Below are 13,756 nucleotides of genomic sequence, written 5' to 3'. Positions count from 1 at the left end.
CGCCACCGGGCGGCCACGACGCGGCACAGCCGCCGGCCGGCGAGGTGGGTGGCCGGCCGAGTCCGTCGGCCACCCACCCGTCGGCCGTTCGGGTCCGAACGCATCGGTCAACTGACCGATGCGCGAGGCCGGCGGGTGGGGGCACAGTCACCTCACACCCCACCGTGGACCCAGGAGGTCTGATGTCAGAGTTCGCCGATCTCGTCTTCGTGGACGGCTCCGTCCTCACCGTCGACGCCGAGTTCACCGTCGCCCAAGCGCTGGCCGTGACCGACGGCAGGATCAGCGCCGTTGGTGACCGATCCGTCGTCGAGCCGCTCATCGGGCCGCGGACACGGGTCGTCGACCTGGCCGGTGGCACGCTGCTGCCCGGCATCAACGACTCCCACCTGCACGGGTGCGCCTACGGGCTGGCCTCGCCGCCGCTGGCGCTCGACGTCGCCCATCCCGCCGTGACGTCCATCGCCGATGTCGCCGAGGTGGTCCGCGCCGCCGTCGTACACGCGGAGCCGGACCAGTGGATCGTGGGCATCGGCTGGGACACCGGCTACCTCGCCGAGTGCCTGGCCGACTCCTCCCGGCTGCCCACCCGGCACGACCTCGACGCGGTCAGCCCCGACCATCCGGTGCTCCTGCAGGACTTCTCCGGGCACGCCTCGTGGGTCAACTCCCGGGCGCTGGAGCTGGCCGGTCTCGACCGCGACACCGTGCCGCCGCCGGGCGGCATCATCCTCAAGGACGCGGCCGGCGACCCGACGGGTCTGCTCCAGGAGGGCGCGCAGGCGATCGTGCAGCGCGTCCAGCCGCCGCTCGACGCGGCGGCGCGGACGGCAGCCATCCGCTCCACCCTGGACAAGCTGCGGGCGTTGGGCATCACCAGCTACACCGAGCCGGGCCTGGGCCCCGGCGGCGAGCAGATCCTCGGTGGCGGGCTCGGCGCTCAGGGGCTCGACGTCTACCGCCGGCTGTTGGCCGACGACGAGCTGACCGCCCGGGTCAGCGTGCTGCTGCTGCCCACCGGGCTGTCGAGCACGGCCGCGGCGTTCACCGAGGCCCTCGACGCGATGGACGAGCGGCACAGCGACGACCCGCGCCGACTCAACGTCATCGGGGTGAAGGTCTTCGCCGACGGGATCCCGCCGAACAAGTCCTCCTGGATGCACGAGGAGTACGTCGGCGGCGGCTGCGGCTGTCTCAGCATCGCCGGCGAGACCGACGAGGAGCGGGTCGCGGAGATCACCGAGATGATCCGTCACGCCCATGCGGCCGGCTACCAGGTCGGCGTCCACGTCACCGGCGACCGCGGCATCGACACCGTGGTCGGGGCCTTCGACAAGGCGATGGCCGACCATCCGCGTGACGACCCGCGGCACTACCTGATCCACGGTGACTTCCTGACGCCGACCGCGATGCGGTCGCTGGCCGAGCGGGGACTCGGCGTCAACATGAACCCGACGATCAAGTGGACCATCGCCGACCTCGAGGTCGACTTCGTCGGGCCGGAGCGGGCGGCGTACGAGTGGCCCTACCGGGACGCGATCGACGCCGGCATCACGGTGATGAGCAGCTCCGACGCACCGGTGACCCACCCGGACTGGCGACAGGGCATCGCCACCATGCTGCTGCGCGAGTCGAAGGCGACCGGCTCGGTCAGCGGCCCCGACCAGCGCATCACGCTGGCCGAGGCGGTCCGGACCTACACCATCAACGCGGCCTGGCAGGACTTCGCCGAGGACTGGAAGGGCTCGCTGGAGGTGGGCAAGGTCGCCGATCTGTGCGTCCTCGGCGGCGACCTGCTCGCGGTCGACCCGCACGACATCCCGGCCCTCCCGGTGCTGCTCACCGTCCTCGACGGCAGGGTCGTGTACGACGTCGCCGACGCTGTCTGAGCGTCGCCGACCCTCGTTGACCCGGACCGCGCCGGCCACCCATGCTGGTCGGATGAAAGCGCGGCCCGGGTCGACGGAGGCCATCCTCGAGGCCGTGGCGTGCGTCCGCGACGTGGCCCGCGACGCCGCCCGCGGGGGCGCTCCGGCCGAGAGCCTGCTCAGTGCGCTGGCTGGCGTCGTGCCCTACGACCACGCCTCACTGGCGCGCTGGGACGACACCCGGCGCCGGCACGTCGTACTCGCCGGTGACTACGCCGAGCCGGTGGCCGAGCACCTCGCCGCGCGGCTGCACGAGGACCCGTTGTTCGCCATGATCAGGCATCCCGGTGGGACGCTCTGGCTGCGGGACGTACCCGCCGAGCTGCGGCCCATCTCGACCACGATCCAGGAGGTGCTGGAGCCGTGCGGCTTCGAGGACGGCATGACCAAGTGCCTGTTCTCTCGCGACGGTCGGTACGTCGGGGTCCTCAACCTCAGCCTGCGGCATCGGCGCGGGCCGTCGCGGGCGCCCGCTCTGGCGCTCGGCCTGCTCGACGACTGTCTGGCGGAGGCGGTGGCCGGGGCTGCGCAGGGGGTGTCGGACGATGGCGGAGCGGCCGTCGACTCGACGGTGCTGGTGGTACCGGACCGGCCGGCTGGCGCCATGGCCGTTCCGGCCGGTGCGCTGCCGCCGGACCTGCGGGGCGCCGAGGCCGAGCTGGCCGACCTGGTCCGCCGAGTGGCCGTGACGCGCCAGCTTCCGACCACGGTGCTGGTGCCGCACGCGGCCACCCTGCACGAACTGCGGCTGAGCCGGCGCGGCTCGAGCACCGTGGTGGTGTGCAGCCGCGCCGCCACCCGCGACGGCCTGTCCGGGAGGGAACTACAGGTGCTCGCCCAGCTCACGCTCGGGCGCACCAACCCCGAGATCGCACTCCGGCTGCACGTCAGCGTGCGGACCGTCGCTACCCACGTCGAGCACCTGCTGGCCAAGCTCGGCCTGCCCAATCGGGCCGCGGCCGCCAGCCGGGCGGCGGCCTGGGGGCTGGAGCCGATCGACTGAGGCCGTCGTACGAGGCCCCGCGGGATCTGGCAGTCTCGATGCCATGCTGAGGCGGCTGCTGCTCGAGGGCGTCGGGTGGGTGCTCGTCGTCGCCGGGATCGCCGCGCTGGTGCTGCCGGGGCCAGGGCTGTTGATGATCTTCGCCGGGCTGGTGCTGCTCTCGCAGCAGTACGAGTGGGCCGAGCGGCGCGTCGACCCGATCCGGCTGCGGGCACTGCGCAGCGCCGCGGAGGGCGTCCAGACCTGGCCGCGGTTGGCCGGCTCCACCCTCGCCGCGCTGGCGATCGGCGCCGTCGGCGTGCTGTGGATCGTGCGGCCCGACGCTCCCGGCTGGTGGCCGCTGCGCGACTCCTGGTGGCTGCTCGGCGGCTGGGAGACCGGCGCGACGCTGCTGCTCTCCTGCCTGATCGCGCTGGCGACGCTCGCCTACAGCTATCGGCGGTTCCACGGGAAGCCGGCCGCCTTCGTCGAGCTGGAGCGGGAGATCGAGGAGGCGGACCGGGCGGACGAGGGGTGACTTCTCCCGCCCCTGTCGGTGGTCGCTTGTAGGTTGCCGCCTGTGGCTGTCCGGCTCCATCGCGCTGCGCGCACCGACCAGCTCGCCGACGCGCTCGGCGAGCTGCTCGCCGTGCCGATGGCCGATCCTTTCGCCGGCGAGCTGGTGGTGGTGCCGGCGCGCGGCGTGGAGCGGTGGCTCTCGCAGCGGCTGTCACACCGGCTGGGCGCCGCGGCCGGCCGGGAGGACGGCGTGTGTGCCGGTGTGGAGTTCCGCTCGCCGTGGTCGCTGTTCGCCGCGCTGCGCGAGGAGGACGACGATCCCTGGTCGCCGCAGGCGCTGGCCTGGCCGCTGCTCGCCGCGATCGATGCCTCCCTCGACGAGCCGTGGGCGGCGGCACTCGCCCGACATCTCGGTCACGGGCTCGCCGGCGAGGAGGGCGACCTGCGCCGCGGCCGACGGCTGGCGACGGCGCGACGGTTGGCGCGGCTCTTCGCGTCGTACGCCGCCCAGCGACCGACCCTGCTCGAGGACTGGGCGGCCGGCCGCGACGAGCTGCCGGACGACCTGGCCTGGCAGCCCGCGCTGTGGCGCCGGGTCGCGGAGCTGGTGCCGGGCCCGACGCCGGTCGAGCGACAGCGGGAGGCACTGCGCCGGCTGCGTGAGGAGCCCGGCGCGTTCGAGCTGCCCGAGCGACTCTCGCTCTTCGGGCACACCCGGGTGCCGCCCACCGAGGTGCAGCTGATCGAGGCGCTCGGCGAACATCGCGACGTCCACCTGTGGCTCCCGCACCCCTCCGCAGCGCTGTGGGAGGCGCTGCGCGACCTGCGTGGCCCGGTGCCGCGCCGCGACGACCCGTCGGCCGGCCGGGTCGGACATCCGCTGCTGGCGACCCTGGGCCGCGACACCCGCGAGCTGCAGCGAGCGCTGTCCACGATCGAGTACGTCGAGGAGCAGCCCGCCGGCGCCGTCGAGTCTCCCGACACGCTCCTCGGCTGGCTGCAGCAGGATCTGCGGGCCAACGCCGTCACCGGGCCCCGCACGTGGTCGCCCGAGGACCGATCGGTGCAGATCCACGCCTGTCACGGTCCGGCCCGTCAGGTGGAGGTGCTGCGCGAAGTGCTGCTCGGCCTGCTCGCGGACGACCCCACCCTCGAGCCCCGCGACGTGCTGGTGATGTGCCCCGACGTGGAGACCTACGCTCCACTGATCGAGGCGGCGTTCGGTCTGGCCGAGGTGGTCGGGCCGGGTGGTCATCCGGTCCACCGGCTGCGGGTGCGGCTGGCCGACCGGGCGCTGGACCGCACCAACCCGCTGCTCGACCTGGCCGGCCGGCTGCTCGACCTGGCCGGTGGCCGCGCCGGGGTGAGCGCCGTGCTCGACCTGGCGCATCTCGAGCCGGTGCGGCGTCGGTTCCGGTTCCGCGAGGAGGACCTGCAGCAGCTCGCCGAGTGGGCGCGTGCGGCCGGCATCAGGTGGGGATTCGACGCGGCGCACCGGGCGGAGTTCGGGCTGGAGTCCTATGTCGCCAACACCTGGGAGTTCGGACTCGACCGGCTGCTGGCGGGGGTGGCGATGTCGGAGGACGCCGGCACCTGGCTTGATCGGACCCTGCCGCTGGACGACGTCGGCAGCGGCGACATCGACCTGGTCGGCCGGCTGGCGGAGTTCGTCGACCGGCTGCGCGTGGTCACCGACGCGCTGGTCGGCGTGCACGACCTGGAGCACTGGCTGGGCGCGCTCGGCGAGGGCATCGACGCGCTCGCCGACGTGCCGGTGACCGAGGCGTGGCAGCGCGGCCAGGTGCAGCGCATCCTCGGCGACGTCCGGCACGCGGCCGGGGAGCGCGGAGCCAGCGCGCTGCGGCTGCCCGACGTACGCGCGCTGGTGGCCGACCGGCTCGAGGGCCGCCCCACCCGGGCCAACTTCCGCACCGGCACCCTCACGGTGGCGACGCTGGTGCCGATGCGGTCGGTGCCACACCGGGTGGTGTGCCTGCTCGGGCTCGACGACGGGGTCTTCCCGCGGGTCGGGATCAGCGACGGCGACGACGTGCTGGCCCGCGAGCCGCTGACCGGCGAGCGCGATCCGCGCAGCGAGGACCGGCAGCTGTTCCTCGACGCCATCCTCGCCGCCGTCGACACGCTGGTCGTGACCTACACCGGCGCCGGGGAGTACTCCGGCCAGCCGCGCCCGCCCGCGGTGCCGCTGGGCGAGCTGCTCGACGCGCTCGACCTGACCGCGACCGCCCCCAGCGGCCGGGTGTCCGAGGCGGTGACGGTGCACCATCCGCTGCAGCCGTTCGACGTACGCAACCTGGAGCCCGGTGCACTCGTGCCCGGCAAGGTGTTCAGCTTCGACGCCGCCGCGCTGGCCGGCGCCCGAGCCGCCCGCGGGGAGCGCGTCACCGTTACCTTCCTGCCCGGCCCCCTCGCCCCCGTCGAGCCCGACGACGTGTCGCTGGAGGAGCTGCTCTCGTTCTGGCGCAGCCCGGTGCGCGGCTTCCTGCGCGACCGGCTCGCCCTCGCCCTGCCCCGCGAGGAGGATCCGCTCGACGACGGCCTGCCCGTGGAGATCGACAACCTCGCGCTGTGGGGCGTGGGTGACCGGGTGCTGCGCGACCTGCTCGCCGGCCTGGATCCCGCGACCGCGCGTCAGCACGAGTGGCGCCGCGGCGTCCTGCCTCCGGGCTTCCTCGGCTGGCGGCTGCTCGGCGACGTCCTCGACAAGGCCACGCCGCTCGCCCGGGAGGCGCTCGCCCTGCGCACCCGACCCGCGCAGGCAGTCGACGTCGACGTGGATCTCGGCGACGGCCGGCGGCTGCGCGGCACGGTCCCGCAGGTGTACGGCGACCGCCTCGTCCCGGTCTCCTACAGCCGGCTCGGCCCGGTCCACCGGCTGCAGTCGTGGCTGCAGCTGCTCGCCCTGGCCGCCAGCGACGAGGACCGAGCGTGGTCGGCGCACACCATCGGGCGACCCGGCAACAGCCGCTCCCGCACGCCGGTCGGGCTCTCCCAGCTCGGGCCGCTCGACCATCGCGCCCGGTCGATGCTGCGCGACCTGGTGGCGCTGCGCGACGCCGGCCTGGCCGAGCCGCTGCCTCTCCCACTCAAGGCATCGCTGGGCTACGCCCGCCAGCGCCGCACCCACGCCACCATCGACGAGGCGCTGGTCAAGGCCGGCTACGACTGGAACGACGGCCGCTTCCCCGGCGAGTGCAGCGATCCCGAGCAGGTGCGGGTGTGGGGCCCGAGGGCGTCGCTGCCCGGATTGGCCGAGCCTCCTCGTCCGGGCGAGGAGTACGACGGGGAGACCTCCCGCTTCGGCGCGCTGGCGATGCGGGTGTGGAGCCCGCTGCTGATCGCGGAACAGGGGTCGTGGTGACCTTCGACATCTGTGGCCCGCTGCCCACCGGCACGACGCTGCTGGAGGCCAGCGCCGGCACCGGCAAGACGTTCACCATCGGCGCGCTGGTGACCCGCTACGTCGCCGAGGGGGTGGCGACGCTCGACCAGCTGCTGGTGGTGACGTTCGGGCGTGCGGCCAGCCAGGAGATGCGCGAGCGGGTCCGTGACCAGCTCGTCGAGGCCGAGCGCGCGCTGGCCACCGGCGACGCCGGCGGGAGCGACTTCCTGGCCCACCTGCTCTCGGTCGACGACGCCGAGCGAGAGTGGCGGCGGCAGCGGCTGCGCGAGGCGCTGGCCGACTTCGACGCGGCCACGATCGCGACGACCCACCAGTTCTGCCAGCTCGTGCTGCGCTCGCTCGGAGTGGCCGGCGACACCGATGCCGGCGCGACCCTGGTCGAATCGCTGGACGAGCTGGTCGTCGAGGTCGTCGCCGACCTCGATCTGGGCCGCTTCGGGCAGCTGCGCGAGCCGCCGCCGTTCGGCCGCGGCGACGCGCTGGCGCTCGCCCGGGCGGCGGTCGGCGACCCGCAGGCGGTGCTCGCCCCGGCCGCCGATCCGGTCGGCGCGGCCCGGGTCGGGTTCGCCGAGGCGGTCCGCGCGGAGGTCGAGCGGCGCAAGCGCAGGCTGGGCATCCTCTCCTACGACGACCTGCTCAGCCGGCTGGCCGCGGCGCTCACCGAGCCGGAGGCACCCGCCCGGGCGCGGATGCGGCAGCGCTGGCGGATCGTGCTGGTGGACGAGTTCCAAGACACCGACCCGGTGCAGTGGCAGGTGCTGGATCGAGCGTTCAGCGGACACGCCACGATGGTGCTCATCGGCGACCCCAAGCAGGCCATCTACGCCTTCCGCGGCGGCGACGTCGTCACCTACCTGCAGGCGGCCGCGACCGCGACCGCCCGCGAGACGCTCGGCACCAACTGGCGCACCGACGCCGGGCTGCTCGACCGGCTGCAGGTCGTGCTCCGCGGGGCCGCTCTGGGCCATCCCGAGATCGTGGTCCACGACGTGCGGGCCAGCCACCGGGAGGGCCGGCTGGTCGGCGCACCGCATCCGGCGCCGTTCCGGATCCGGCGGGTGTCTCGCGCCGGGTTCCCGCTCAAGCGAGGTCAGATCGGCGCCGCCGAGGCTCGCGAGTTCATCGCCCGCGACCTGGCCGGCGACGTCGCCGAGTTGCTCGCCTCGGGTGCCACCTGGTGCGAGGAGGAGATCCGGGCGGGCCACGTCGCCGTCCTCGTCGCCACCCGGGACCAGGGCGGGCTCGTGCAGCGCGCCCTGCACGAGCGCGGCATCCCGGCGGTCCTGCAGGGTGGCGGCGACGTCTTCCTCACCCCCGCCGGAGACGACTGGCTGGCGCTGCTGGCCGCCCTGGAGGCGCCGCACCGCTCCGGCCTGGTGCATGCGGCCGCACTGCCGTGCTTCGTCGGGGACGACGCGCGGCGCCTCGACGCGGGCGGCGAGCTGCTGCCAGCGCAGATCGCCGATACCCTGCGCGGCTGGGGCCTGCTGCTGCGCAGTCGCGGCGTCGCGGCCCTGGTCGAAGCCGCCGAGGAACGCGGCCTGACCTCGCGGGTGCTCGGGCGGGTCGACGGGGAGCGGCTGCTGACCGACGTGCGTCATCTCGGCCAGCTGCTGCACGAGACCGCCGTCCGCGAGCGGCTGGGCCCGACCGCGCTGCTGGGCTGGTTCCGCGAGGAGCGCCGGCGCACCGCCGCCAGCGAGCGTCCGCGTCGGCTCGACTCGGATGCCGCCGCCGTGCAGGTCGTCACCGTGCACGGCAGCAAGGGCCTGGAGTACCCGGTGGTCTACCTGCCCTTCGCCTACCAGACCTTCGAGTTCCCGGTCGACGTCGCGCTCTTCCATGACGCAACCGGCCAGCGCACCCTCGACGTCACCGGCGGACACGCCGCCGAGCACCGCGCCGAGGAGTCCGGCGAGGAGCTGCGCGAGCTGTACGTCGCCCTCACCCGCGCTCAGTCCCAGGTCGTCGCCTGGTGGGCGCCGACCTACAACACCGCCGTCGGTGGCCTGCACCGGCTGCTGTTCGGGCGCCAGCCCGGCACGGCCGAGGTGCCGGCGCGACAGGAGGTCGGCGACGACGAGTACGCCGAGCGGGTCCTCGGCCTGATCGAGCAGCTTGGCGGTCCGGCCGCGGAGCTGGCCGAGGTGGCCGACGCGACGCCACCGACGGTGGACGACGGTGGCGCGGGGCTGGCCGTGCGACGGTTCGACCGCGAGGTCGACGCGGACTGGCGCCGCACGTCGTACTCCGCCCTCATCCGGGTCGAGGAGGGCGCCCACGTCGGCTCCGAGCCGGAGGCCGGTGGCAAGGACGACGAGCCGGCCGAGGGCGAGACGGTCGAGCCCGAGAGCCCATTGGAGGGGCCACCGGAAGGGCCGCGTTCGCCGATGGCCGATCTGCCGATGGGCGCCGCCTTCGGGACGTTGGTCCATGCCGTGCTCGAGCACGCCGACCCGAAGGCATCCGACCTGCAGGCCGAGCTGCTGGCCCATGTCACCGAGCAGCTCCGCTGGGCGCCGATGCCGACCGAGCCGGCGACCCTGGCCGCCGCGCTGGTGCCGCTGCATCACACCCCGCTCGGTCCGCTGGCCGGCGGGCTCACCCTCGCCGACATCGGCCGGTCCGACCGGCTCCGGGAGCTGGAGTTCGAGCTGCCGTTGGCCGGCGGCGACGTCCGCGGTGAGCGCCGCGAGGTGTGGCTGCGCGACGTCGCCCCGCTGCTGCGCGAGCACCTGACGGTCGACGACCCGCTGGCGCCGTACGCCGCGCGGCTGGAGCAGCCCGTGCTTGGCGATCAGCCGCTGCGCGGCTACCTGGCCGGCTCGGTCGACGCCGTGCTGCGGCTGCCCGACGGCCGCTTCCTGATCGTCGACTACAAGACCAACTTCCTCGGCGAGTTCGCCAGTGACTACCTCGACCTGGCCACCGCGATGCTGCACTCGCACTACCCGCTTCAGGCGCTGCTGTATGCGGTCGTCGTGCACCGCTACCTGCGCTGGCGGCTGCCCGGCTACGACGCCGAGAGGCATCTCGGCGGCGTGCTCCACCTCTACCTGCGCGGCATGTGCGGCCCCGAGACGCCCGTCGTCGAGGAGCATCCCGCCGGCGTCTTCTCGTGGCGGCCGCCGACCGCCCTGGTGACCGCGCTGTCGGACCTGTTGGACGGTGAGAGGCGATGATCGAGCGCTGGATCGACGAGGCTCCCGACCCGGCGGACCCGCGGATCGCGCGCTGCGCTACCGGGGTGTTGGCCGCACACAACGCCGCGGGCGTGCTCACCGCCGCCGACGTCCACGTCGCCACCCGCACCGCCGCCCTGGTCGGCGAGCAGGACCCGGACGTCCTGCTCGGTGTCGCCCACGCGGTCCGGGCAGCTCGCCAGGGTTCGGTCTGTGTCGATCTCGCCGAGCTGGCCGCCGAGATCGCGGCCGAGGACGACCTGCCCGGACCGGGCGAGGGCTGGCTCGACCGGGTCGCGGCCAGTGCGCTCGCCGCCTCCTCGGTGATCCGGGTCGACGGTGGCCTGCTCTACCTCGACCGGTACTGGCGCGAGGAGGGCCAGGTCCGCGACGACCTGCTCACTCGCGCCGCTGCCCCGCCACCGCCGGTCGACGACGACCGGCTCGAGACCGAGGCGGCGCGGCTCTTCCCCGGAGACGGGTACGCCGAGCAGCGTTCCGCCGCCCTGGCCGCGGCCCGGCAGTGGACCACCGTGCTCACCGGCGGCCCCGGCACCGGCAAGACCACCACCGTCGCCGGCCTGCTGGCGCTGGTGGCCGGCGCCGCGGAGCGGCCGCTGCGGATCGCGCTCACCGCGCCCACCGGCAAGGCGGCCGCGCGGCTGCAGGAGGCGGTCGAGGAGGCGCAGCGCCAGCAGCGGTTCACCGACGAGGACCGCGCGCGACTCGGCGGGCTGACCGCCTCGACGCTGCACCGCCTGCTCGGCTGGCGGCCGGGCTCCTCGACTCGGTTCGCCCACCATCGCGGCAACCGGCTGCCGCACGACCTGATCGTGGTCGACGAGACCTCGATGGTCTCGCTGACCATGATGGCCAGGCTGGTGGAGGCGGCGCGGCCCGACGCGCGACTGATCCTGGTCGGTGACCCCGACCAGCTCGCCTCGGTCGAGGCCGGCGCAGTCCTCGCCGATCTGGTGGCGGGCCTGTCCGCCCGCGACCCTCGGGCGGTCGCCGCGCTGCGCACCACCCACCGCTTCGGCGCCGGCATCGGCGAGCTCGCCCAGGCCCTGCGCGACGGTGACGCCGACCGCGTTCTCGCGCTGCTCGATGCCGGCGACCCTGCGTTGCGCCGGTCCGACCCGGGCGACGCGGCGGCGATGGCGGGGCTGCGCGCCCGGCTGACCGAGCACGCCGTCGAGCTGCGCCGGACTGCGCTCCTCGGGGACCGTCTCGGTGCCGTCGAGGTCGCTGACGCACACCGGCTGCTGTGCGCGCATCGCGATGGCCCGTGGGGTGCTCAGCACTGGAACCGCCAGGTCGAGCGCTGGCTCGGCGACGCGGCCGGGGCCTGGCTGGGGGAGTGGTACGCCGGTCGTCCCGTCCTGGTCACCGCCAACGACTACAGCGTCGGGCTCTTCAACGGCGACACCGGCGTAGCCGTCGCGGACGGAGACGACCTGATGGTGCAGATCGCCGCAGGCGCGGCGTACCCGCCCTCGCGGTTGGGCGACCTCGAGACGTTGCATGCGATGACGGTGCACAAGAGCCAGGGCAGCCAGGCTCGGGAGGTGACAGTGCTGTTGCCGCCCGCGGACTCCCCGCTGCTGACCCGCGAGCTCTTCTACACCGCGGTCACCCGGGCCCAGGAGGCGGTGACGGTGATCGGCAGCCGCGAGGCGGTGGCCGCAGCGGTGACCCGCCGGGCCCGGCGCGCGAGCGGGCTGCGCGACCGCCTGGTCGAGGCGGGCCGACTCGATGGGTGACCAGCGTGTGGCATCCCACCTCGCGGGCGGGTCTTTCGGGTTAGGGTCGGGCAATGCCGTACCTGCTGCGCGTCGAGCTGCCCGACGTTCCGGGTTCGCTCGGTCGGCTCGCCTCCTCGATCGGTGAGGCGGGCGGCGACATCGAGGCGATCGAGATCGTGGAGAAGAACCACCACGGGACAGCCGTCGACGACGTTCTCCTCGAAGTGGCGCCCGGCGCCATGCCCGACTCGATCGTCTCGGCGTGCAACGCCCTGGACGGCGTCCGAGTGATCTGGATCAGCAGGTACGCCGCCGGCGGCAACCTGTTCCTGGACCTCGAGGCGGTCGAGGACCTGACCGAGAACCCCGACGAGGCGTTGGACCGGCTGGTCGAGGTGCTGCCGCTGACCTTCCGCGCCGACTGGGCGATCCGGGTGCACCGGGTGCACGGCGTCGGCCTCGCCACCGAGGGCGCGCCCCGCGACCTGCCGTTCGTCGACATCGAGCGGGCGGCCCGGCTCGAGGTCGAGGGCGACGAGGACAACCTCTACGCCGGCGCCCGCATCGACGGCAACGAGATCGTCGTCATCGGCCGGCGTGGCGGCCCGGAGTTCCTGGACTCCGAGCTGGCTCGGCTGGGTCATCTGGTCGGCCTGGCCGCATCCATCGCCCGCGGCTGACCCGCTCAGGTGACCCGCTCAGGTGACGCGGGCGGCTGCCGATCGGAGGCGGCATGAGCATCCCCGCGGTCGGCGGCGGCCCTGCCCACGGCCTGCAGCGTGCGCTGATGGGGGCCGCCGAGCGCGCCCTCGCGGACGAGCTGGAGATGCTCGACGGGACCGAGGCGGGCGCCGCCTCCGGAGCCGGTACGGAGAACGCCGCCCGAACTGCCCGACGCCAGGTGGCCGGCCGGGCCGGTGACGCGGATCCGACCGCGGCGGCGCTGCTGGAGGAGGCCATCGTCGTCGAGCTCACCGAGGGCGAGTCGGAGGCGCTGACCGTCGCCGACGGCTGGCTCACCGCGGCCCGCCGCGGCCCGCTGGAGGTCAGGGACGAGCCGGTGCCGCAGCGGTTCGCGCCGCAGGACGTGAGGGATGCGGAGCCCGAGGGCCGTGCCGAGGCGCCGGCGGGTGAGTCCGCGCAGGTGCCCGCGAAGGTGCCGGGGCAGGCGTCGGCGTCGACCCAGGCCGCCCAGGCCGCCCAGACCGGCCAGGCCGGTGAGCCACCGGCTGCCCCGGGCCAGTCGGCGGCGGGTCGGGCGCTCCCGTCCGCGCTCGGGGAGCCCGAGTCGGCCGCACCCGACGCCCCGGCCCCGTCGTCGGGGCCATCCACCCCGAACCCGGCGTCGGCCGCCGCCGGCCCCAGCCTCGAGCGCCTCGTCGTCGTACTGAAGAGGACCGGCATCGACTTCCGCGACGCCTATCAGGTGCTCCGTGAGATCCGCGGCGGGGAGCCGCTGCCGTCGCGCGCCGAGCTGCGGGCGCAATGGCAGGCCGCCGATCCCGGCGCCTGGCGGGAGCACGCCGCGGCAGCGCCCGAGCGTGTCGCCGTGGAGCCACAGCCACAGCCGCAGCCGCGTCCGGCGGAGGTGCCGGTCGACGACCTCATCCGTGACCGGGCCTGGCACCGCGCCGCCGCCGACGATCCCGACCGCGCGGCCGGGCCCTCACTCCAGGACGTGGTGCGGGCGGTGCCCGCCAGCCAGCAGTACGTCGCGGGCCTGACCACCGCCGAGTTCCAGCGGCTGGTCACGGTCCTGGGCGGCGTTGCACCGGCGTGGTTCTGGGAGCTCCGCGGTCACCGCGGGCTCCGCGGCCTCGCCGAGCGGCCGGCGGTCGCGCGGCTCAACGCCACCCGGATCGCCGGCACCCGTCTGGCCGCCTGGATCCTGGCGCTGCTCGGCATGGCCGTGCTCTGGTACGTCGGGATCCACAGCCAGGTCTGGTGGTGAGGGCTCAGATCCGCTCGAGCACGAA

At 74.6% G+C, this 13,756-nt stretch carries 8 protein-coding genes; all 8 read left to right on the top strand.

Going from position 1 to position 13,756, the window contains the following annotated elements:
• Positions 1-182 precede the first annotated feature (182 nt).
• From VHA72_RS00280 to VHA72_RS00245, 8 genes are read left to right on the top strand one after another with little or no spacing between them, the layout of a single operon-like run.
• Positions 183-1,889, top strand: coding sequence for an amidohydrolase (locus VHA72_RS00280; RefSeq protein WP_325572431.1), 1,707 nt, complete (start codon positions 183-185; stop codon positions 1,887-1,889).
• A 52-nt stretch (positions 1,890-1,941) separates the two neighbouring features.
• Complete coding sequence (locus VHA72_RS00275; RefSeq protein ID WP_325572429.1) at positions 1,942-2,931, top strand: helix-turn-helix transcriptional regulator; 990 nt, start codon at positions 1,942-1,944, stop codon at positions 2,929-2,931.
• Positions 2,932-2,974: 43 nt separating this feature from the next.
• Complete coding sequence (locus VHA72_RS00270; RefSeq protein ID WP_325572427.1) at positions 2,975-3,448, top strand: PGPGW domain-containing protein; 474 nt, start codon at positions 2,975-2,977, stop codon at positions 3,446-3,448.
• A 42-nt stretch (positions 3,449-3,490) separates the two neighbouring features.
• Positions 3,491-6,811 carry an exodeoxyribonuclease V subunit gamma gene (gene recC, locus VHA72_RS00265; protein WP_325572425.1) on the top strand — a complete coding sequence of 1,107 codons (3,321 nt, stop codon included), beginning with the start codon at positions 3,491-3,493 and terminating at the stop codon, positions 6,809-6,811.
• On the top strand, positions 6,808-10,035 hold the full coding sequence (locus VHA72_RS00260; RefSeq protein WP_325572423.1) for a UvrD-helicase domain-containing protein: 3,228 nt from the start codon (positions 6,808-6,810) through the stop codon (positions 10,033-10,035). Before recC ends, VHA72_RS00260 begins: the two co-directional genes overlap by 4 nt.
• Positions 10,032-11,798 (top strand): exodeoxyribonuclease V subunit alpha, encoded by a 1,767-nt coding sequence (recD, locus tag VHA72_RS00255; RefSeq protein WP_325572421.1) that lies wholly within the window; start codon positions 10,032-10,034, stop codon positions 11,796-11,798. The genes VHA72_RS00260 and recD overlap by 4 nt, the downstream gene beginning before the upstream one ends.
• 53 nt (positions 11,799-11,851) lie before the next feature.
• A complete protein-coding gene (locus VHA72_RS00250) occupies positions 11,852-12,460 on the top strand; it encodes an ACT domain-containing protein (protein WP_325572419.1) in 609 nt (202 codons plus the stop codon).
• Positions 12,461-12,513: 53 nt separating this feature from the next.
• Positions 12,514-13,731: a hypothetical protein gene (locus VHA72_RS00245; RefSeq protein ID WP_325572417.1), complete on the top strand. Its 1,218-nt coding sequence runs from the start codon at positions 12,514-12,516 to the stop codon at positions 13,729-13,731.
• The last annotated feature ends 25 nt before the right edge of the window (positions 13,732-13,756 follow it).

Source organism: Nocardioides sp. (genome assembly GCF_035547795.1).
Classification (GTDB): domain Bacteria; phylum Actinomycetota; class Actinomycetes; order Propionibacteriales; family Nocardioidaceae; genus Nocardioides.
This window is presented reverse-complemented; position numbering and strand designations above follow the sequence as displayed.

Bases quoted from the DNA above. Each gene is read 5' to 3' on its own strand.
- VHA72_RS00250 (WP_325572419.1), top strand. From the start codon at position 11,852: ATGCCGTACCTGCTGCGCGTCGAGCTGCCCGACGTTCCGGGTTCGCTC.
- recD (WP_325572421.1), top strand. From the start codon at position 10,032: ATGATCGAGCGCTGGATCGACGAGGCTCCCGACCCGGCGGACCCGCGG.
- VHA72_RS00275 (WP_325572429.1), top strand. From the start codon at position 1,942: ATGAAAGCGCGGCCCGGGTCGACGGAGGCCATCCTCGAGGCCGTGGCG.
- VHA72_RS00245 (WP_325572417.1), top strand. From the start codon at position 12,514: ATGAGCATCCCCGCGGTCGGCGGCGGCCCTGCCCACGGCCTGCAGCGT.
- VHA72_RS00280 (WP_325572431.1), top strand. From the start codon at position 183: ATGTCAGAGTTCGCCGATCTCGTCTTCGTGGACGGCTCCGTCCTCACC.
- VHA72_RS00270 (WP_325572427.1), top strand. From the start codon at position 2,975: ATGCTGAGGCGGCTGCTGCTCGAGGGCGTCGGGTGGGTGCTCGTCGTC.